General features: G+C 62.3%; 21 protein-coding genes and 1 riboswitch. Of the genes, 9 read left to right on the top strand and 12 right to left on the bottom strand.

Annotated features, from left to right (window positions below; genetic code table 11):
* Nucleotides 1–118: 118 nt before the first annotated feature.
* From Q5Q88_RS07475 to Q5Q88_RS07465, 3 genes are all read right to left on the bottom strand, one after another.
* Entirely contained in the window at nucleotides 119–1,102 is a 984-nt protein-coding gene (locus Q5Q88_RS07475; protein WP_302742659.1) for a hypothetical protein, read from the bottom strand.
* 8 nt (nucleotides 1,103–1,110) lie between these two features.
* A complete protein-coding gene (locus tag Q5Q88_RS07470; RefSeq protein WP_294123160.1) occupies nucleotides 1,111–2,184 on the bottom strand; it encodes a septum formation initiator family protein in 1,074 nt (357 codons plus the stop codon).
* Between the two features lie 88 nt (nucleotides 2,185–2,272).
* Complete coding sequence (locus Q5Q88_RS07465) at nucleotides 2,273–2,842, bottom strand: TetR/AcrR family transcriptional regulator (protein ID WP_158574789.1); 570 nt, start codon at nucleotides 2,840–2,842, stop codon at nucleotides 2,273–2,275.
* Between the two features lie 177 nt (nucleotides 2,843–3,019).
* Between Q5Q88_RS07465 and Q5Q88_RS07460 the strand changes: the two genes are divergently transcribed.
* On the top strand, nucleotides 3,020–3,514 hold the full coding sequence (locus Q5Q88_RS07460) for an HsmA family protein (protein ID WP_294123165.1): 495 nt from the start codon (nucleotides 3,020–3,022) through the stop codon (nucleotides 3,512–3,514).
* Nucleotides 3,515–3,542: 28 nt separating this feature from the next.
* The gene (locus tag Q5Q88_RS07455) at nucleotides 3,543–3,995 is read left to right on the top strand and encodes a hypothetical protein (RefSeq protein ID WP_118652757.1); all 453 of its coding nucleotides are present in this window, start codon (nucleotides 3,543–3,545) and stop codon (nucleotides 3,993–3,995) included.
* Here Q5Q88_RS07455 and mazG read toward each other — a convergent pair.
* The 5 genes from mazG to Q5Q88_RS07430 all read right to left on the bottom strand — a co-directional run bounded on the left by mazG (nucleotide 3,961) and on the right by Q5Q88_RS07430 (nucleotide 8,343).
* Nucleotides 3,961–4,833 (bottom strand): nucleoside triphosphate pyrophosphohydrolase, encoded by an 873-nt coding sequence (gene mazG / locus Q5Q88_RS07450; RefSeq protein WP_118652755.1) that lies wholly within the window; start codon nucleotides 4,831–4,833, stop codon nucleotides 3,961–3,963. The two genes, Q5Q88_RS07455 and mazG, sit on opposite strands and share 35 nt — an antisense overlap.
* 34 nt (nucleotides 4,834–4,867) lie before the next feature.
* Nucleotides 4,868–5,428: a phosphodiesterase gene (yfcE, locus tag Q5Q88_RS07445; protein ID WP_302742653.1), complete on the bottom strand. Its 561-nt coding sequence runs from the start codon at nucleotides 5,426–5,428 to the stop codon at nucleotides 4,868–4,870.
* Between the two features lie 227 nt (nucleotides 5,429–5,655).
* Nucleotides 5,656–7,068 (bottom strand): nickel pincer cofactor biosynthesis protein LarC, encoded by a 1,413-nt coding sequence (gene larC / locus Q5Q88_RS07440; RefSeq protein WP_302742651.1) that lies wholly within the window; start codon nucleotides 7,066–7,068, stop codon nucleotides 5,656–5,658.
* The gene (gene larB / locus Q5Q88_RS07435) at nucleotides 7,068–7,832 is read right to left on the bottom strand and encodes a nickel pincer cofactor biosynthesis protein LarB (RefSeq protein ID WP_302742649.1); all 765 of its coding nucleotides are present in this window, start codon (nucleotides 7,830–7,832) and stop codon (nucleotides 7,068–7,070) included. The genes larC and larB overlap by 1 nt, the downstream gene beginning before the upstream one ends.
* A gap of 151 nt (nucleotides 7,833–7,983) precedes the next feature.
* Nucleotides 7,984–8,343, bottom strand: coding sequence for an arsenate reductase family protein (locus Q5Q88_RS07430; protein WP_302742647.1), 360 nt, complete (start codon nucleotides 8,341–8,343; stop codon nucleotides 7,984–7,986).
* Nucleotides 8,344–8,409: 66 nt separating this feature from the next.
* Here Q5Q88_RS07430 and Q5Q88_RS07425 point away from each other — a divergent pair, with 66 nt between their 5' ends.
* Together Q5Q88_RS07425 and Q5Q88_RS07420 are read left to right on the top strand one after the other, a co-directional pair.
* Nucleotides 8,410–8,970 (top strand): Gx transporter family protein, encoded by a 561-nt coding sequence (locus Q5Q88_RS07425; RefSeq protein WP_233546030.1) that lies wholly within the window; start codon nucleotides 8,410–8,412, stop codon nucleotides 8,968–8,970.
* The gene (locus tag Q5Q88_RS07420; protein WP_302742645.1) at nucleotides 8,963–10,000 is read left to right on the top strand and encodes an FAD:protein FMN transferase; all 1,038 of its coding nucleotides are present in this window, start codon (nucleotides 8,963–8,965) and stop codon (nucleotides 9,998–10,000) included. Before Q5Q88_RS07425 ends, Q5Q88_RS07420 begins: the two co-directional genes overlap by 8 nt.
* Nucleotides 10,001–10,230: 230 nt before the next feature.
* Here the strand turns inward: Q5Q88_RS07420 and Q5Q88_RS07415 are convergent, their stop codons facing one another.
* From Q5Q88_RS07415 to Q5Q88_RS07405, 3 genes are all read right to left on the bottom strand, one after another.
* Complete coding sequence (locus Q5Q88_RS07415; RefSeq protein ID WP_118652745.1) at nucleotides 10,231–10,569, bottom strand: PTS lactose/cellobiose transporter subunit IIA; 339 nt, start codon at nucleotides 10,567–10,569, stop codon at nucleotides 10,231–10,233.
* 9 nt (nucleotides 10,570–10,578) lie between these two features.
* Complete coding sequence (locus Q5Q88_RS07410; protein ID WP_302742643.1) at nucleotides 10,579–11,301, bottom strand: GntR family transcriptional regulator; 723 nt, start codon at nucleotides 11,299–11,301, stop codon at nucleotides 10,579–10,581.
* 71 nt (nucleotides 11,302–11,372) lie between these two features.
* Nucleotides 11,373–12,296: a haloacid dehalogenase-like hydrolase gene (locus Q5Q88_RS07405; protein ID WP_118652741.1), complete on the bottom strand. Its 924-nt coding sequence runs from the start codon at nucleotides 12,294–12,296 to the stop codon at nucleotides 11,373–11,375.
* A gap of 344 nt (nucleotides 12,297–12,640) precedes the next feature.
* On the opposite strand from Q5Q88_RS07405, the gene Q5Q88_RS07400 reads away from it, so the two are divergent.
* Complete coding sequence (locus Q5Q88_RS07400; protein WP_302742640.1) at nucleotides 12,641–14,326, top strand: PTS lactose transporter subunit IIBC; 1,686 nt, start codon at nucleotides 12,641–12,643, stop codon at nucleotides 14,324–14,326.
* A 126-nt stretch (nucleotides 14,327–14,452) separates the two neighbouring features.
* Here Q5Q88_RS07400 and murB read toward each other — a convergent pair whose 3' ends face one another.
* On the bottom strand, nucleotides 14,453–15,403 hold the full coding sequence (gene murB / locus Q5Q88_RS07395) for a UDP-N-acetylmuramate dehydrogenase (protein WP_302742638.1): 951 nt from the start codon (nucleotides 15,401–15,403) through the stop codon (nucleotides 14,453–14,455).
* A gap of 132 nt (nucleotides 15,404–15,535) precedes the next feature.
* Nucleotides 15,536–15,684, top strand: a riboswitch (FMN riboswitch).
* An 8-nt stretch (nucleotides 15,685–15,692) separates the two neighbouring features.
* Here murB and Q5Q88_RS07390 point away from each other — a divergent pair.
* The 4 genes from Q5Q88_RS07390 (at nucleotide 15,693) to Q5Q88_RS07375 (ending at nucleotide 20,015) form a co-directional block, all read left to right on the top strand.
* Nucleotides 15,693–16,238, top strand: coding sequence for an ECF transporter S component (locus Q5Q88_RS07390; RefSeq protein WP_118652735.1), 546 nt, complete (start codon nucleotides 15,693–15,695; stop codon nucleotides 16,236–16,238).
* Nucleotides 16,235–17,872: an ABC transporter ATP-binding protein gene (locus tag Q5Q88_RS07385; RefSeq protein WP_302742636.1), complete on the top strand. Its 1,638-nt coding sequence runs from the start codon at nucleotides 16,235–16,237 to the stop codon at nucleotides 17,870–17,872. The genes Q5Q88_RS07390 and Q5Q88_RS07385 overlap by 4 nt, the downstream gene beginning before the upstream one ends.
* Nucleotides 17,856–18,656 carry an energy-coupling factor transporter transmembrane protein EcfT gene (locus tag Q5Q88_RS07380; RefSeq protein ID WP_302742634.1) on the top strand — a complete coding sequence of 267 codons (801 nt, stop codon included), beginning with the start codon at nucleotides 17,856–17,858 and terminating at the stop codon, nucleotides 18,654–18,656. Before Q5Q88_RS07385 ends, Q5Q88_RS07380 begins: the two co-directional genes overlap by 17 nt.
* A gap of 135 nt (nucleotides 18,657–18,791) precedes the next feature.
* Nucleotides 18,792–20,015 (top strand): CHAP domain-containing protein, encoded by a 1,224-nt coding sequence (locus Q5Q88_RS07375; RefSeq protein ID WP_302742632.1) that lies wholly within the window; start codon nucleotides 18,792–18,794, stop codon nucleotides 20,013–20,015.
* The last annotated feature ends 73 nt before the right edge of the window (nucleotides 20,016–20,088 follow it).

The raw sequence follows: 20,088 nt of genomic DNA, 5'->3' as shown, positions 1-20,088 counted from the left end.
CAAGTCCTTTCGCCCGCACCATAAGATTTGTGAGCCCCAGCGATGGGGCTTTTTCATGTCCAGGCACCACAGGATGAAAAGGCCGTCCAGGAGCCTGTCCGGCGGTGTTCCGGCGGCGCTACAAAGCGCTGAGCGTCGGCGTCCAGCCAATCACGGGGGCCTCGCCCGCCATTGCCTCACACATCGTTGCCGCGGAACCCGCAAGCAGGCTGTTCTCGCTCACCGTCAGGCGGTCGTAACCACCCGAGCGCATAAGCTCGCGCATAACGACCGCTCCCGCCAGAATAACCGGAGCGCGCTTTGCCTGAATTCCCGGCAATGCGGCAATTTCCTCGATCCCCATGGCTCGCATCTTGGCAATTGCGTTCTCCACCTGGTATATCGTCAACTCACGCAAGTGCACGAAGTGCGAATCGTATACGGTCAGCTCATGGACCATCGCCACGAGCGACGTTACCGTACCGCCAACCGCGATGAGGCGGTCAGGTCGCTCGTCCAGCGCCCGCCAATAAGCATCGAACTGGGGTCGCATCCACGCGACCGCGGCGTCAAGCTCCTCACCACGAGGCGGCAAAGCAGAGAAAAAGCGCTCCGTCACCCGACGGCACCCGATATCGAGCGAACGGGCGCACTCGAGTGCAAAAGCGTCGCCCTCAGAGCTGGGCGCATATGTCCCAACCACGATTTCGGTCGAGCCGCCGCCCGAATCTGCCACGGCGATACGCTCGCCGGGGAAATCGTGCGCAACACCGTAAAACGTCAGGCGCGCCTCGACTTCGCCCGGAATGACCTGCGGCTCAAGGCCAAGGTCGCCCAACTGTTCGAGCAGCGCGTCCCCGTTCGACACATCGCGGGCGGCGCTCGTGAGCGTCGTGCACACCCGAGACGCTCCATACGAGCGGGTCTCATCGACGAACTCCCGGCATGCGTCCATCACGCGCTCGATAGCGGCTGCAGAAAACACTCCCCGCGCATCCACGCCCTCGCCCAAATCGGTAATGACCGTGTGCTTGCGGGATTCGACGATCGCCCCATCGTGCATGGTCGCACACAACAGACGCGACGATACCGTTCCCAAGTCGATGGCAGCGAGCTTTACCATGGACACTCCTATTCCCCCGTTGAGACAACCGCCATACCGTTGACGCCATCAAAGAAGAAGATCACGTCAAGCACCTTCCAGTACCAGGCGGAATTCTCGAGAACCGCCTGTTCGGCGGCCTCCACTTCCGCCGACGTCTTGGGGTTGTCCGTGGACTTGGAGGAGCCATTGTCAGCAGATGAGGCGTCCTTACTGGCCGCATCGGCCCCCTTGATCGTGTCCTTCTCCTGCTTGGATGCGGCGCCATTGGCGTTTGCGGGATCCTCCTCGGAAGCACCGTTCGCGCCAGAGGCACCATCCGAGGCCTCCCCATCCTCGCCCTGCGCGCTGGTATCGACCACAACCGGGTCGCCGTTCTCGTCCAGACCCTCAACTGTGATGGTCTTCTCGCCGGGCATGACCATGCCATAATCCCTGCGCGCCGCGTCCTCAACGCCCTCCTGCGAGAGCAGGGACTCGACCTCTTCTCCCAACGAATCGTTATAGGTTTCGCGAATAGCCTTCTGCTCTTGCAAAATCGCCTCGGTGCGATGGGCGATGTAAAAGTCGCGCACGGGCATGTACACGCCCACGCCCACGATTGCAGCGATGATCAGATAGAACAGGTGACGGCTCGGGCCCGTGGTGAAATCGTACAGCCATCGAACCGCCCGGTTGTCCGTTGCGTACTTCATGGCAGCGCGTTGAGACGCCTGCGATTCCCGGGGTGCGCCGCCGCGGCTCCTGCGACCAACGCCGGCATGCGCTCCGCCAGCAGGCCCTCCCCCCGACGACGAGCGAAAGCCCGCGCGGTCGGAACTGCGGGAGCCCTGCTTGCGAGCATCGCGGCGCTCTTTTTTCTCACGTGCTGCGACCTCGCTCCCCCGTGCCGAACGCCGGGTGGGCTTTGCCGTCGCCGCCCCCTCGTCGCCTGCGGAGCCCGGCTTGCCGTTCATGTGCCCCGGAGCCGACGCGCGCTTGGCCGCGACTCGTGCCTCGGCGGCATGCACCGCTGCGGCCTGACGGGCAGCAGAAAGGTCTCCGGTCTTGCCGGGATCGATTCCGCGAGAGATACGTGCAGTTGTGTTCGAAGTAGATGCCATATGCGCCTTGTGCGGTTGAGGGTGTATGTGCGCTTTGCTTCCCTCATTATGGCACGCGGGGCGAATGCAGATGTGCAGGCTTTGCGAGCTACGTATAGAGCGCGAGCTCCATGAGGGCAAAAAGCGTCTCACATGACCCATCGCCCCGTTTCATCGCGTCGAGCATCGCCTGCCAGGCGAAGTCCACCACCGCATCCATTTGAACGCAATCGCGAGCCCGGCTGGTGATAGCCGCGTCCCTCTCGAATGCGTGCCTGACCGTCTCGTGCAGGTCCCCCAGACATGCTCGCTCCGCCTCCATGGTCCGCTGACGCGTCCTGCCGTCGAGCGCCCCCATGTCGCGGAGCCACGCGGTGCGGAACCCCTCGAGCGAGCTGGACAGGGCATTCGAAAGGCGACGGCAGTAGTCCAGCGCGGTCTCGGCATCGCGCGTGCACGTCTCGAGCTCCGCCGCTTCGATCGCCTCGCGCCAAAAACGCTGCAGCACCTCCGTTCGCAGCTCGGCGACGTCGGGCACATGGTTGTATATCGTGCCGGTCGCCACGCCGCAAGCCTCTGCGATGGCGCGCACGCTGAGCGATGCCAGCCCCGATTCGCGCGCCATGCCAAACGCGACCTCGATAATACGATTGCGTGAAATCGCCTTCTTGCTGCTCATGGCCCCGCCTTCCCTTCTGAACAGAAGCGTGGAACGTTCAGGGTCTTTACCAGCAAGTCAGCCCCCGACTTGTTTCCACAGTGCCATGCTCCTAATATGAACGCCGTTCATATGAACATCGTTCATATTATACACCGCCTCGCGGGGTCATAGCGACGCCGCCTGAAAGGAGCTTTCATGTCCCCCATGCTCATGTTCGCCAGCCTTGCCATCACTGGCGCTCTCATCTTGTATACCATCGGCGTGTTCAAGGAGCGTGCTGACGGTCGCCTGCGCGGGATCCACCTCGCCTTCTTCTGGTGCGGCCTTGCGTGCGACACCACCGGCACCACGCTCATGAGCATCATTGCGCGCGAAAGCGCCGCCACTGCGCCCGCCATCCACGGCATAACCGGACTCGCCGCCATCGTCCTCATGCTCTTCCATGCCATCTGGGCAACGGTCGTCTACGTGCAGGGCAGAGGCCATAACGCCAGTGCCCTCAAGCGTGAGCAGACGTTTCACCGCCTGAGTGCCGCCGTGTGGATCGCCTGGCTCGTCCCCTACGTCATCGGCCTGCTTGTGGGCATCCCTTTTATCAAGCTTGGCACAACGCCCTCGGTCATCCTGAGCGTGCTCGTCGCCGGCGTTGCCGCCTGCCTCGTATTTCGTCCTCATTCGTCGCGCGCGTAACCGCGGACGAACCATCTAAGGAGGCCCCATGAACCTATTCACCGTCCGCAAGCACACGCTGCTACTCATCGCGAGCATCGTCTGGCTTGCCGCGGGCATCAACATCGCCCGCATAGGCTTCGAAGCCTACGCCAACAACCACGTGACCCCGATCAACATCTTGCTTTCCGCCGCGGTGGGCGCCGTCTTCTGGCTTTTCGTGTTCGGGAAGCTCGTGGTCAAGCACACGGCGCGCATTGCCTCGTACGAAGAGGAGCGCCACTTCTTCCTCAAGTTCTTCGATGTCCCGGCATTCCTCATCATGGCGGTCATGATGACGGGAGGCATCTCGATCAGGGCATTCGGCCTTGCGCCCGAAGTCTTCATCGCCGTCTTCTATACCGGACTCGGACTGGCGCTCACGCTTGCCGGCCTCCGCTTTGGATGGATGTGGATGAGCGCCCGATCTAACCCCGCTTGGAGTGATCCCACAGCTCGTTGAGCTCGTCCGTCGTGAGGCCCTCAATTGGCATTCCTTTGCGATACGCCGCGCCCTCCATGGATTCCCAACGCGCACGAAACTTCGCGGTGCTCGCGCGCAACGCACTCTCCGCGTCGATGCCCTCTTTGCGGGCGACGTTGACGAGGGCGAAGAGCATGTCCCCGAACTCCATGGCGCGCGCTTCGCTGCGCGGATCCTCGGCCTCGAACTCGGCGCGCTCCTCGGCGACCTTTGCCCACACGTCCTCGACGGTCTCCCATTCGAACCCGACGGCAGCCGCCTTGCGCGAGACCTTTTGCGCCTCCATCAGGGCGGGAAGAGCCCTCGGCACCCCATCGAGCAAACCTTGCGGCATCTGGCCTTGGGCAACGGCGGCCGAATCCTTGTCGCTCTTCTCGGAAAGCTTTACGCTATCCCAGATCTCGAGCACTTCGCGGGCGTCCTTGGCTGCGCCGGTGTCATCGCCGAACACGTGGGGATGGCGGCGAATCAGCTTTCGATTGATGTCGCGCGCAACGTCCGTCATGGTGAAGGCACCAGCATCCGCCGCGATCTGCGCGTGCAGAACCACCTGCATGAGCACATCGCCGAGCTCCTCGCGCAGATGGACCTCGTCATTTTGTTCGATGCAGTCGACGGCCTCATAGGCTTCCTCGATCATGTTCTTGGCAATGCTCTCGTGGGTCTGTTCTCGATCCCACGGGCAGCCGTCCGGCTGACGCAGGCGCCAGATAGTCTCGACCAGACTCTGCATGCTCTCCGCCGCATCTGCAAGCGTGGACGTATCACGCGTGAGGGCCGCCAAACTCGACGAGTCCGTCTCTTTCCATTCGGCCATGGTCTTCTCCTCATTTCCGCTCGAAGTGCTGTTTTTACAACAGTACGTGGTCGAAGGCCTGATCCAGCGGTTTTTCGCTGTCGTAGGTGCCACAGCTGTTCGTTCCGTCTTTGGGGATCGACACGCTGCCAGGGTTGAATAACCACAGCCCGGAGTGTTCACTACTCGGGCCGTTCACTTTGACGTGCGTGTGCCCGTACAGCAGCGCGGAGCCCTGAGGAAGGCACGGAACACGGTCGACGCTGTTGTGCATGCCCGCGCCGAACACGTGACCGTGCGTGCAGAACAGCGTGCGGCCCTGCGGGTCAATCAGCGTGGCGCTGTCCGCCATACAGGGGAAGTCAAGCACCATCTGGTCGACCTCTGCCTCGCAGTTACCCCGCACCGCGACCAAGCGGCCGGACAAAGCAAGCTCGTTGAGCAGCGCGATCACGCGCTTGGGCGCATAATCGCGCGGAAGGTCGTTGCGGGGGCCATGGTAAAGCAGGTCGCCAAGAAGCACCACGTGATCGGGGCGCTCATGGTCAATTACGCTCATAAGGCGCTCTGTCCAATAGGCAGAGCCGTGAATATCCGATGCAATGATGAGCTTCATACCGATCCCCCATCTTTTCGTTCTTCCATGCCGACTTCAAAGACTCCTCGACGCGGCGGCAGACACCGACCCCGCAGGCATTCGGACATGTGGCGCGCCCGATTAACTAGTGTATCGTAGCCCCGCGACGCAAAATCGGCCGCGCATGCCGCAAATCGACCGTTTTTGTAACGAATCTCTCGCACAGCCAAGCAGACGGGGTTCTCAGACCCCGCTCACCTGGGGTTTTACCGCGCGGACAAAATGGCGGCTTCGACCACCTCGTGCAGCGGGACCCCACACGTGCGCGCTAAGGCGGCACAGTCCTCGTATTCAGGCTTAACGCGCTTCGTGCCGTCTGGGAGCGTCGCGCGCTTAACCGTAACGGGCCCAAAGGGGGTTTGGACCGTCGCGCGCTCACGCGCGAGAACCGTACGCTCGCATTCGATGCGCCTAATGCCGAGGGTGGGGGTTTCGGCGAAGATGATCGATTCCAGCGCTGGGACCTCGCTGGACTGACACAGCACCTGCAACTGATAAGCGGGGCGACCCTTCTTGGAGAAAATGGGCAGCCAGTGCACCTCTCGCGCGCCGGCACGAGCGAGCTCGGAGGCTGCATACGCCATCTGCTCCGATGTCGCATCGTCGATATCGCACTCGAGCTTGACGATCCTCGTCGGCGCCTCGAGCTCGGCGGCGCGCGTCCAAACCCCTTCCGAATCCACCGAGGTTTGCAGCCCCGAGCCGCGCTCCTCTTCTATGAGCACCGCGCGCAGAACCGAAGGCCTGCTGTAGGTGCGTTTTCCGGCGCCAAGGCCGACGGCGCGAACGGTGTACCGCGCAGGCAAATCGAAGGCGGGGTCGAGGGCGGCAACGAGAGCAGCACCCGTTGGTGTGACGAGCTCGCCCTCCACCTCGCACGGGGCGAGCGGCAAGCCGTGCGCGGCGCAAATGTTGAGGGTCGCGGGGACAGGCACCGGGATGACCCCGTGCTGGCAGCGGACCGTTCCGTGGCCCTCAACGAGAACGGGTACGCAGACGCGGCCGATGCCGAGATAATCGACAAGCACCGACGCCGCAACGACGTCCACGATCGAATCGACGGCGCCGACTTCATGGAAATGCACCTGGTCAGCGGGAACGCCGTGCGCCTTGGCCTCTGCATCGGCCAAAATCGCGAACGTCCGCTGCGCCAACTCACGCGCCCCGGGCTCCATGTGCGCGGACTCGATGATCGCGTTGATCTCCGCAAGGCCCCGGTGCTCGTGGGCGTGCTCGTGGGCGTGCTCGTGGGCGTGCTCGTGGGCGTGCTCGTGGAGCGCATGTTCACACGCACCGTGTACGGCGCGCGCATGGCCGTGCAGATATTCCATGTCGTGATCGTGATTCTCATGCGCCTCGTCGAGGATCACATTGAAATCAAGGCACGACAGGCCCGCCTTCACCACGCGCGTCACCGCGATGTCGAATCCCTCCACATGTAGGCTCTCCAGGGCGGCCGTCACGACCGCCTCCGCCTCCGCGCGGTCCGGAGCCGCATCGAGCAGCGCCGCCACGAGCATATCGCCCGCAATACCCGCCTGGCAATCGAGCCACAGCGCGGCACTCGAGTCGCCCACGCGGAGCTCGCCGTCGTCTCTTCCCTCGCACTTCATATGCATCACGCCTCCCCGCTCGAAAGATGGTTGATTAAAGACGCCTGGTAGGCAGCACCAAAACCGTTATCGATGTTGACCACCGAGACGCCGCTCGCGCAGCTGTTCACCATGGCAAGCAGGGCGGTGACGCCACCGAGATTCGCCCCGTAACCCACGCTCGTGGGAACCGCGATGACCGGGCAGCTCGCCAACCCAGCAACCACGCTGGGCAGCGCTCCCTCCATACCGGCGATCGCGATGATTACCTGCGCGCCGGAGATATCCTCACCGTGCGAGAGGAGCCTATGAATCCCAGCAACGCCCGCATCGTGTACCACGCGTACGCGGTTTCCCAAAAACCGCGCAGTCAGCGCGGCCTCCTCTGCAACTGGAATGTCGCTTGTGCCGGCGGTGATGATGAGGATCTCCCCGTTCCCGTTGGGTTCGGACAGCTCGCCCACCACACCGGCACGAGCGCCTTGGTGATACGAAAAGCCGCATCCAAGACCCCGCAGCCGCTCTGCCTTTTGCGCATCCAGGCGTGTGATGAGCACCCGCTCCTGTCCGACGGCAAGCATCGCGGAAACGATGCCGGCAATCTGTTCGGGTGTCTTCCCCGCCCCGTATATCACTTCGGACACACCGGTGCGAACACCTCGTTGGTTGTCAACGCAGGCGTATTCGAGGTCGGTCACCGCATCCACGCGAACCTGATGTACCAGCTCCTCGGGCGACATCCGCCCATCCGCAACAGCATGGGCAAGCCCCTCTAGTTCGTGTATCTCCACCAGTACCCCTCACAAGACCGCCTATGGCAAAACGGAAATTACCTATGGCATTCTGACGTTTTACTGTCCTCAACAAGACAATTCCCATAGACATTTTTAAGGGAGAGCCGAGGCATGGACCGACGGCGGCCCTCCTATTTCCAACAGACGCTTAGAGCAGCGCCTCCTCCCACGCGGCCTCTTTAAAGCCCGTGAGAACCGCGTTGTCGGTCACGATGATCGGGCGCTTGACCAGCATGCCATCCGTGGCGAGCAGGGCGTACGCTTCCTCGTCCGTCATGCCGGCGTCGAGCTTGGCCTTGATGCCGAGCTCGCGGTACTTCATGCCGCTCGTGTTGAAGAAGCGGCGCAGCGGCAGGCCGGAGCGCTCGTGCCACTCCGACAGCTCCGCCGCCGTGGGATTATCCTCGACGATATGGCGGTCGGCGTACTCCACACCATGCTCATCCAGCCATTTCTTGGCCTTTTTGCAGGTAGTGCACTTGGGGTATTCGATAAACAGGACGGCCATGAGGGCTCTCCTCTCGTACTGGGTGCCAAACTCCTAACAGCGTACCCAACCCGTATAATGACAAGTATGAGAAACTCAGCTGACACATCCGATAACAGGCGACGCACGGCGCCCACGGTGCCGACCTCCCCCGGACGGCGCGCCGCGCTCTACGGCGTGCTCACCGCCGCCGCGCTCGTATGCGGCTACCTCGAACTACTCATCCCCCTGCCCGTCACCGTACCCGGCGTGAAGCTGGGCCTGGGCAACGTCGTAATCCTCATGGCACTCGAGCGCCTGGGCGCGAAAGCGGGCCTCTTCCTCATGTTCATCAAGGTCATCGCCTCGACGCTGCTGTTCGCCAACCTGCAGATGCTCGTCTTTTCCCTGGCGGGCGGCCTGCTGTCCTGGGCCGTCATGGCACTCGCCGTGCGCAGCGGGGCCTTTTCCACCGTCGCCACCTCGGTGCTCGGCGGGCTCGCCCATAACGCCGGCCAGCTCATCGCCGTCGCCGTGCTGCTCTCCAGCCGCGTCGCGCTCGCCAACATGCCCGCGCTCGCCGTGTCCGGCGTCCTGTGCGGGGCCGCCGTGGGCGTTGCCGCCCGGCTCGTCCTGCGTGCACTGCCCCAGGAGGCATTCCATGGATAGGGAAAAGGGCACGCCGATCTCGCGGCGCGGGCTCATGTGCGGCGGTGCCTGCTCGACCCTCGCGCTGCTGCTCTCCGGATGCGCACGGCCCGGAAGCGGAGCCTCAGCCGCAAAACCCGTCACCGGGTCGACCTTCGCCTTCGACACCTACTGCACCTTCAGCGTCTACGGTGACGACGCAGCACCGGCACGTCTGGCCAAAGCATGTGCCCACTTCGACTCCCTCTTCGATCTCTATGACGAGAAGTCCGATATCGCCCGCATCAACGCGGCGGCAGGCAAACCCGTTCGCGTGCACGCCGACACCATTGACCTCCTGCTCGCCGCCAAAACGTATTGCGAGCAGGCGGACGGCCTGTTCGACATCACGATCGGCGCGGTTTCCACGCTCTGGGATTTCACCGAGGGCGTGCGCCCGGCACCCGAGACGATCGCCGACGCTTTGCCCCATGTGAATTGGCGCTGCATCGAGATTGACGAAGAGGCGCTCACCGTGCGTCTGGCCGACCCGCAGGCCAAGCTCGACCTGGGCGGCATCGCCAAGGGGTATGTGGCCGACCGCCTCTGCGATTTACTACGCGACGAGACGAGCGCCACCGGCGCCGTGCTCTCGCTCGGCGGCAATATCGCGCTGTTTGGGGAGAAGCCGAACGGCGAACCCTGGGAAACCGGCGTCCGCGATCCCAACGACCCCGGTGGCGACACCGTGGTGGGCACCGCGCGCGTCCAGGGAGGGTCACTGGTGACGAGCGGCCTGTACGAGCGCGTGTTTGAGCAAGACGGCGTCACGTACTGGCACATCCTCGACCCGCGCACCGGCGAGCCCGTCCAGACCGACGTGGCGAGCGTCACGGTGCTCAGCCCGTCCTCGACCGCCGCCGATGCGCTCTCGACCACGCTGTTCGTGGCCGGCAGCCGCCAAGGCGCCGAGATCGCCGACGCGCTCGAGGACACGGCGGCGTACTTCATCCTGCAAGACGGCGGCACCGTGGAATCCTCCCGCTGGCAGGAACTCACCGACTTCTCGTAACGGCGAGGTACGCGAACGGGCGCGCATGGGACAGGTGCGAATTGCTCCGGTCAGCGCGGCGTTTGTGCGGCATGCGCGTGAAATGTCGAAAAAAACGACGTTGAAGCGCATCAGTTTCGACATTTCACGCACGTCGTTGTGTTGTGGCAGAAGTGCCGCCGCAGCTCGTCGCGCCGTCGGCGAAAGCGTTGACCGACGCGCAATTTGCACCCAGCCCCCATCAAAATCCCTTAATCCAGTTTCGCCTCGAGGGCGGCGATGCGACGATACTCATCGATGAAAAAGCGGGTCTGCTTCTCCATCATCATGGCGGTCATGAGGGTATCCTGCGCATGGACCATGATGAACGTCACATCCATCTCGGAGCCGCCCGCCTCCTGCGACAGCAGCTTGGTCTGTGTGTCATGCGCACCGATGAGAGCCTCCTTGGCGGAGGCGTGCAACTCCTCGGCCCGATCGAACTCCCCCCTGCGCGCGCAATCCAATGCCTCAATCAGATCCGTCTGAGCATCGCCCGCGTACGCGACGATTTCGAAACCGATCATAGATATTTCCTGCTTGGTAGCCATGCGCTCTCCTTAAGAAGTAAATCTGTAATTCTGATATGACACGCGATCGGTCAGGACTCGACGCTCCACAAGGGCCACGAGCGCGCCGTTCGCGTCGGACACATATCGAGTGATCGATAGCAGGACCCCGTCTTCGACGCCAAAGGCATCTCGCTCACCCGCTGTAATCGACCGTGCGTGATAGCTTTCGCGAACGGAAGACACACGAGGGCGAATCGCCATGAGTGTGCGGAGCACCGGCTCGGATTCGCAGTCCGGCAACGCGTTGACGTCGGATCGCCGCAAGTAAATGCTCTCAAGCGCGACGACGGAACCGTCGACAAGATACCGAACGTCGGTCCTGCACACTGATGCCCTGGAGGCCCCGCCGAACATTTGGACCGTCGACATCGCGACATCCGGCAGATCACGACAAACCAGTTCGCGAACGATCTCGCCCGGCTCCACACTCTCGCACTGAGCGAGCATATCGAAATCAAGCATGGACGAGGGCTCATCGACCGACGCCTCCGAGGCAATGAAAGAACCCTTGCCCTGAATGCGATAGATCAAGCCCCTCTGCTCCAGCTCCGCGAGCGCCTGACGCACAGTCGTTCGACTCACGGCGTATTCATCGCACAGCTCCTTTTCGGTGGGAAGTTGCTCTCCCTCGCCGCCGGCACCGACCACGTCGGAGAGCAGAGCGTCCACGAGCTGAACGTAAAGTGGCCGCTTTTCCCGAGAATCCAACACCGCTGCCCCCAATGTATCGCTCTTCCTGTGTCTTCGTCGTGGATAGTATTATACGGGCGGGACGCTCGCGCCTAGCGAATCACCGAGCGACTCGTCATGGCGAGCTGATGGCGAAGGCCGCGAATGGCGACGCCGAGCGTCCAAATGTTCTCGGGAAGGCAGCACCCGTTGAACGAGTCCCCGATGTGCTGCAGATGCGCTCCAGCCGCCTTCGCCGCAAGTCCGATTTGACGGATGGAGTCCGGGTCGCACGAATCTTGGCTTGTGCCGTTCGCCGCAAGGACAAGCACCTTCTCCTCGATGGGCTTTCCCTCATTGAACTTGTACACGTAATCGCAGATCTCGCGCAGGTCCTGCTCCTGGAAATGCGGGACGGTATACGGGGCGGGCACAAGCAAGATATCGACACCAAGCCCGATGAAGGACTTGGCGATCTCAAGGGTCATGACAGGCTCATCCACACCGGCCCCATGCATTTTGCCAGCGATGACCAGGCCGTTGAAATGCTCTTTGACAACCCTGACCGAATGAGCGATCGAGGCATTCGAAACGCCCGTGCCGGGATTGCCGGTGAGGCAGACAAAGTCGAAGCCGAGCTCATTCGCCCGCTCCAGCGTTTTGATGGAGACACGGCGCCCAACAGGAAGCTCGACGCGGGTCTCGACCATTTCGGTTTGGTCATCCACTGGCTCCAGATTCACACCGATCGCCCGTCCGCAAGCGCGCTTGACCCAAGAGATGGGGTTCTCTTCGATCCCCTCAGGCACGCAGGCAATCTCCGGGTCGAAGAGGTCGAGCGCGTTGAACATGAGCAGGTCCGCACCGGCATGCGCCTCGTACTCGGCATTGGTCGCACCCAGCAATAACGGGGAGCCGGGAACGTTCTCCGCCATGATGGTGCGCCCCTCCGACGCAAGAATCGCCTGCTTGAGCTCCATGGGCGTTGCACTCAGAAAGTCTGAGGCGTTGAAATTGAGAAGACGCTTACCTGCCATTGGATCACCTTTCATATAGTCATTCGAGCGTATAGACAATACCGCTCAATTGATACCTAATTGTTACAACAACTAAATAACTTGTCTGCATTCCATCGGTAAACGGTATAAGGATCCATATCTTTTATTATTTTGGCAGGTATTTATCTTATTGATAAATGTAACTGCTACCGTTCACCGATATTGCCAAATATAACTTGACCTACAATTCCCGAGTGCTTTTCAATTATTGCCGACAATTTGTATCAGTTGTATCTTTCTTGATATGACCGATGCACACTAGGCTCGTTGATTCCGGACGCCGCAGCCTAGCGCCGACGAACGCGTACACGAAAGGACGTGACATGGACTCAATCGTCAAACTGCTGCAAAGGCATCAGGGATTCTTCGACAAGATCTCGAAGAACATGTACCTGGTGGCCATCAAGGATGGCTTCATATCGAACATGCCCATCATCTTGTTCTCCAGCTTGTTCCTGCTGATATCCACCCTTCCGGCATATGTCGGCATCACGCTGCCACAGGAGGCGCTTGACTTCTGCAACAAGGTGTATGCCTACACCATGGGCGTCTTCGGCATCATGGTCGCCGGGCAAACCGCCAACTCACTCGCCACCTCCATGAACCGCCGCATGCCTGCCGGAAAGGCGATCAACCCCAGCTCGACCATGATCGCGGCCATGTGCGGCATGCTGTTGCTCTCCGTGACCAACTCCGTTGTCGCCGTCGACGGAGTTGACACCAGTGTTTTCGACACCGGCTTCATGGGCAGCAAGGGCGTCGTCTCCTCGCTCATCTCTGCGTTCATCATCGTGAACGTCTATAAGTTCTGCATCTTGCACAACGTGACCATCAGGATGCCCAAGGAGGTTCCCGGCACGATCGCCCAAAGCTTCCGCGACATCTTCGCTTTCGGCTTCTCCATCATCATCTGCGCCGCAATCGACTTCGTCTGCCGCGCCACCATCGCGACGCCGTTCGCCAACCTCGTGTCCACGTTGATGTCGCCCTTGTTCTCCGCCGTCGACTCTTATGCCGGCATGGCGTTCATCTCCGGCGCTGTCGCACTTTTCCAGTTCATGGGCATCCACGGCGCATCCGTCGTCATGACTCCGCTCAACGCCGCCCTCTATGGCAACCCGACCATCAACCTCGAAGTGTTCCAGGCGGGCGGCCATCCCACCCTTGCCCTCACGCAGGACTTCACGAGCTTCATCTCCGGCCTGGGAGGATCGGGCGCAACGTTCGTCGTTCCGATCATCCTCATGCTTCTCATGCACTCCAAGCAGCTGCGCGCCATGGGTAAGGCCTCCGTCATTCCCACCATCTTCGGAGTCAACGAGCCTGTCATTTTCGGTATGCCCATCGTATTGAATCCTTACATGTTCGTCCCCTTCCTTCTCGCCCCCATGGCCAACGCCGTCATCGGCAAGGCATTCATTGACTTCCTCGGTATGAACGCCCCCATCTACACCCTGCCCTGGGCGCTTCCCGGACCGGTGGGCATCTTCCTCACCACCAACATGCAGGCCATTTCCCTGCTGCTCGTGGTCGTGCTCCTGGCAGTGGACTTCGTTATCTACTATCCGTTCTGCAAAGCATATGACCTTAGCCTCATCGCCGAGGAGGAGACCGGTGCCGAGGGAGAATCCATCGAACCGGTTGTCGACACCAAAGCCATCGCCGACAAAATGAAGAGCACGGGCGAGCAGATCAAGGTTCTCGTCCTGTGCCAGGGAGCCGGCACGAGCGCAATGCTCGCCAATGCCCTGCGCGAAGGAGCTGCTGCCGAGGGAATCGACCTGGTTTCGAACTCCGGCGCGTACGGCAGCCATTATGAAATCATGAGCAAGTACAACGTGATCGTACTTGCACCTCAGGCTCGCACGTATTACGAGGATATGAAGGCCGATACCGACCGCCTGGGCATCAAATTGCTCACGACCCGCGGTAAGCAGTACATCGACCTCACGAACGACCCGAAGGGCGCTATCAACTGGATCCTCGACGAACTCAACAAGGACAAGTAGTCACCACGCACCCTTACCGCCCCAAACCGAAGCGGCCGTCTCATCCGAGACGGCCGCTTCTTTTCAGGCTTTTGAACGATCGCACGCAAGGAGACGGCACGTTTACGCCAAGGCCTATTCGAGACGTTAGAACTCGCCGATCATGCGGACCTCGGGCTCGAGGTCGACGCCGAACTGTGCCTTGACCTCGGCCTGCACATGCTCGATGAGGCCGAGCACGTCCTTCGCGCTCGCGCGGCCGGTATTCACCACGAAACCGCAATGCTTCTCGCTCACCTGCGCATCGCCCACGCGCGCGCCGCGCAGGCCCGCGTCCATGATGAGCTTACCGGCAAAGTAGCCTTCGGGACGCTTGAACGTCGATCCCGCGCTCGCCATGTCGAGTGGCTGCTTTGCCTCGCGACGTGCCTGGTAGTCGTCCATCGCGGCTCGGACCATGGCAGGGTTACTCGGCGAAAGTTTGAAGGTAGCGGAAAGCACGATGAGTCCGTCATCGTGCACGCGGCTCTTGCGGTACCCCAGATTGAGGTCGCGCGCCTCGAGCGTCACGACCGACCCGCGATTGCCCTGTTTGCTCGGCACGTACACGCGGACCGACTCGAGGACGTCGCCCATCGTACCGTCGTACGCGCCGGCGTTCATAAAGCACGCACCGCCCACCGTCGCGGGAATACCCCACAGCGGCTCCATGCCGGAGAGCCCCTCTTCGGCGGCGGAGAGGGCCACGTCACGCAAAAGCGCGCCGGCCTGGGCAGTCACGCGCCAGCCGCCGGCGTCGACCTCAACCTGAGCGAGATTGTCACGCAGGAGCACAACCACACCGCGAATGCCGCGATCACCCACGAGCAGGTCCGACCCGTTACCCACGATCGTCACCGGAACATCACCCAAATAGCAGGTATCGAGCACCTTGACGAGCACCTCGGGGGTGCGCGGTGTCACGAACACGTCAGCCGGCCCGCCAATATGAAACGTCGTGTAATCGCGCATGGGCTCGGTCATGAGCACATTGTCCTCGCCGGCGATTCCCGCCAACACACAGAGCAGCTCTTCGCTCACATACTCGTGCTCGTGCATAAGGCCCTCCCAATAGGTAGGTGAAAAACAGTCACACCCCACTATACCCAAGCACCCGCCCCCTCCCACGCGACTCCATAACCCTTTCGAGGAGCTCCCCCATTGCGCCCCGCAGAAAGGCGCGTTATAGTCGACATGTTTCAGGGCGGGGTGCAATTCCCCACCGGCGGTAAATGTGCGGCGTATTCCTCGCCAAGCGCATGAGCCCGCGAGCCGCAAACAGCGGCCGACCCGGTGCGATTCCGGGGCCGACGGTATAGTCCGGAGTGAAGAAACGGAAGGTATTCCCATGAACAATGCTATCGATTCAAAGAAGATCGCCCTCGCGGCGCTTTTCACCGCGGCCTCGCTCATCTTGAGCTTCGTGCAGATCCCCATCTTCCCCGCCGCGCCTTGGCTCATGTACGACCCCTCGGGCATCGCCTGCCTTATCGCGGCGCTCGCCTTTGGCCCCAAGCTCGGAGCCGCCGTCGCCATCATCTCGTGGATGCCCCGCGTGTTCCTCGATCCGTTCGGTGCGCCCATGGGCATGCTCTCTACCTGTGCATTCGTCATCCCCGCGGCAATCATGTACGCAAAAGGCGGACATTCGCGCCGCGCATCCGTTGTTGGCATGGCACTCGGCTCCGTGGTGTCCGTTGCGCTTGCATGCGCGATGAACCTCGTGGTGACACCCCTCTACACGGCCATCACCGTCCAAGAGGTCGCGGCCATGATCCTGCCGATCCTGCTGCCCTTCAACATGCTCAAAATGATCATTAACACCGCTGCCGGCCAAGTGCTGCTCGCGCCGTGCGCAAACGTCCTCAAGGCACAGGGGGCAATGCGCTCGTGACCGCCGACGCCATCGTCTTCGAACACGTACACGTCACGTACCCCGGCGCTGCGACCGAAGCCCTCAACGATATCTGTCTGCGCGTCCCCAGCGGGCAACACCTCTGTATCTTGGGCGGCAATGGGTCGGGTAAGTCGACCTTGCTCCAACTCGTCAACGTCTTGACCATCCCAACGGCGGGCCGCGCCGTCATTCACGGCATGGACACGAGCGACCCGTGTCGCACGCTTGCCATACGCAGCCGGACCGCGAGCGTCTTTCAGCATCCCGAGGACCAAATGGTGACGAGCGTCGTGGCCGACGACGTCGCCTTTGGTCCGGAAAACCTGTGCACCCCCCAGCCGGAGATCGCGAAACGCGTCGACGCCGCCCTCGCCGCCGTCGACATGGCCGAACGCTCGCAGAGCGACCCCGCCGATCTATCCGGCGGGCAGATGCAGCGCGCGGCGATTGCCGGGGCACTCGCAATGAAACCGGAAATCCTGCTGCTCGACGAGCCATGCGCCATGCTCGATGCCGAGGGCCGCTCGGGCGTGCGAGGCATCATCGCCGAGCTCAGCGCCCGCGGCATCACCATCTTGCATGTAACCCACTTTATGGAAGACGCCCTCGCGGCCGACCGCGTTCTCGTGCTCGATCACGGACGCACGGCGTTCGACGGCACGCCGAGCGAGCTCTTCTCGCAGCCCAAACTGGTGGAGAGCCTCGGTCTCGAGGTGCCGAGCGCATGGAGTGTAAGCGCTGAGCGCTCTGGCGCTGCAGGAGCCCATGGCGGCGCGGAAGGCCACGGCAGACCCTCCAACCAGCAACGTGCCGTGGCGGCAACGCGCGCCGACAGCGCGGCCGAGCCCATCGACAAGCCCAGCGTCGTATTCGATCACGTCTCGTTCTCCTACGCAAAAGCCGTGAACCCGCGCAAGCGCACGCGCCGCCGGAGGCTGTTCGGCGTCCGCGGAAGCAGCGACGCCTCCCGCAGCTCAGTTCCGCTCGCGCTCGACTCCCTCTCCTTCCAGGCGCGGCCCGGCACCATCACCGCTCTCATTGGGCGCACGGGATCGGGCAAGTCGACCACCGCCGAGCTCGCTTGCGCCCTCAAGCTCCCCACCCGGGGAACGGTACGCATCGCGGGCATCGACACCGCCGACCTTGCGCGCCGCGGCGAGCTTCGTCGCAGCGTTGGATACGTGGCGCAACTCCCCGAGCGCCAGCTGTTTGCCGAGACCGTCTACGACGATGTCGCGTTTGGCCCGCGCAACCTCGGGGTGCCGTCGGACGAGATCGACCGACGCGTGTGCGACAGCCTGCGCTCCGTCAACCTCGAGCCCACCGAATCCCTCCTTCAGGCGTCGCCCTTCGCGCTCTCGGGAGGCCAGCAGCGCAGCGTCGCGATCGCCGGCGTCCTGGCGATGGGGCAACCCGTCCTCGTGCTCGACGAACCCATGGCGGGCCTCGATCCCACCGGACGCAAACACATCCGGAGGCTTCTGAAGCAGCTCAAGCAGGTTGGGACCACACTGATTATGGTCACCCATAGCATGGAAGACGTCACCGAGCTCGCCGACCAGGTCATCGAGCTCGACCGCGGCCGCCGTATAGACCATGCGGAGGTGAGCCGCCATGGCACTACGCGCTAGCATCGGCCAGTACTATTCCGCCGACTCGCCTATCCACCGGCTCGACCCTCGGGTGAAGCTGATGGGGACCGTTGTCTTTATGGTGAGCTGCTTTTTCGTGAGTTCCTTGCCCACACTGCTCCTTGCGGCGTTGGCCGTGGGCGGCGCCGTGGCCTGCTCCCATGTGCCCGCGCGCCGCCTCCTGTCGCAGGTCCGTCCCATCGCGCTCTTCCTCGTGGTCACCTCGCTCATCAACCTTTTCTTCGTCCAATCCGGCGAGGTCGCCTTAAGTATGGGGCCGTTGCACATCCATTGGAGCGGCGTGCACGCCGCCGTGCTCTACACCGCCCGTTTCTTCCTGTTGCTCCTTGCCGGGTCGCTCCTCACCCTCACCACCACGCCCGTCGCGCTGACCGACGCCGCCGAGTACCTGCTCGCCCCGCTGGAGCGCGTGGGCGTACCCGTGCGCCAGGGAACGCTCGTGCTCTCCATAGCCCTGCGCTTTGTGCCCACGCTCTCGCAGGAGGCCGAGCACATCGTGGCGGCGCAAACCGCTCGCGGCGCCGATCTGGAAAACAAGGGCGCGCTCGCCTATGCGCGGGCGTGCGTACCGCTCATCGTTCCGCTATTCGCCAGTGCCCTTCGCCATGCCGAGAACCTGGGGCGCGCCATGGATGCACGCTGCTACACCGGCGGCGAACGAACGCACTACCACGTGATGCGGCTCGTCGCGAGGCGCGACGCCCCCGCGATCGCAGCGCTTGCACTGTACCTTGCGGCCCTCATCGCGTTCAGCATGCGGTAACCGTCCCTCTCCGCACCACGACCATGTCCATTGGCCGACGCGTTTCCGTGAAATTTATACCGTGCCCATTATCTTGCGGTATCCTTTATCCCTGATATGTGGCGTACATCATTCACAGAACCAAACGGAGCACCCATGTCGCACATTCCCAACGCGCCCGCCTCGGAAGTCGAGAAGCAGGAGCGCATTCAGAACGCACTTTTCAACGTGGGCTATAATGCCGAGTTTTCGCGCCGCGGTGCCATCAAGGCGGCACTTGCGCTGACCGCTTCCGCCGTGCTATTCGGCCTGCCCGGACGCGCCTATGCTGCACGAGCCTCGCAAAAGACCCTCGACGCACTCGCCACGGCAGAGGAGAAGCTCGCCGCCGTGGAAGCCGAGCTCAAGCAGCTCGCCGCCGAGTTCCAAGCGCTAAGCCTGGAGCAGGAAAAAACCATCGCCCAGATCGATGACGTCCAAACCCAAATCGACGAAACGCAAGAGCAAATCGAAGAGAAGCAGCAGGAACTCGAGGACAAGCAGAACGTCCTCGCCGGCCGCGTGTCCGACAGCTACAAGGACGGCCCCGGCAGCACCCTCAAACTCCTGCTCGCCGCGAAGTCCTTTGACGAGTTGCTCTCCAACAGCCGTTACGTCGAGAAGATCAACGATGCCGATAAACAGGTCATCAGTGAGATCCAGCAGATCCGCGAGAGCCTGGAGCAGCAAAAAGCAGAACTGGAGCAGCAGAAGACCGAGCTGGAGACCCTCAGGCAGCAGCAGGCCGACCAGCTCTCCGACATGCAGGCCAAGCAAGGCGAAGTCCAAACTTTGGTCGATGGCCTTTCCAGCGACGTCAAAGAGCTCATGGCCCAGCGCGATGCCGAATACCTCGCCGCAGTCGAGGAGGAGCGTCGCCAACAGGAGGCTCAGCAGCAGCACCAGCAGAGCGGCGGGGGAACGACGTATCTGCCCGGCAACGCCCAGGTCTCCGGTTCGTCCCGCTCGCAGGAGCGCGTGGTTTCCTGCTGTTACGCCGTGCCGAGCCCCGGCGCCGGATATTGCGCCATGTGGGTCTCGCGCGTGTTCGCTGCGGCGGGCTTCTCCTACCTGGGCGGCAACGCCAACGACATGTACAACCGCTGGTGCACGAGCTCCAACAAGGACAATCTGCGCGTGGGCATGATCGTCGCCGTCTCAACCTACTCCAAGAACACCATGGGCCGCATCTACGGCCATGTGGGCATCTACGTGGGCAACAATACCGTCATGGAGAACATCGGCGGGATCGCCTCCACCAATCTTGACCGTTGGATCTCCTACTACGGTGACACGGTGAGCCCTCGCTGGGGCTGGGCGGGCGGCTGGGCCCTCGAGTAACCCGCATCCAACAGGTCTTGCGAACAACGCCTGCCGCATGAAGCCATCTTGGCACGCGGTAGGCGTTTTGCGT

The organism is uncultured Collinsella sp., from assembly GCF_959026545.1.
In the GTDB taxonomy this organism is placed as follows: Bacteria; Actinomycetota; Coriobacteriia; order Coriobacteriales; family Coriobacteriaceae; genus Collinsella.
Note: the sequence above shows the minus strand (reverse complement) of the source record. Positions and strands in the feature narration are given on the sequence as shown.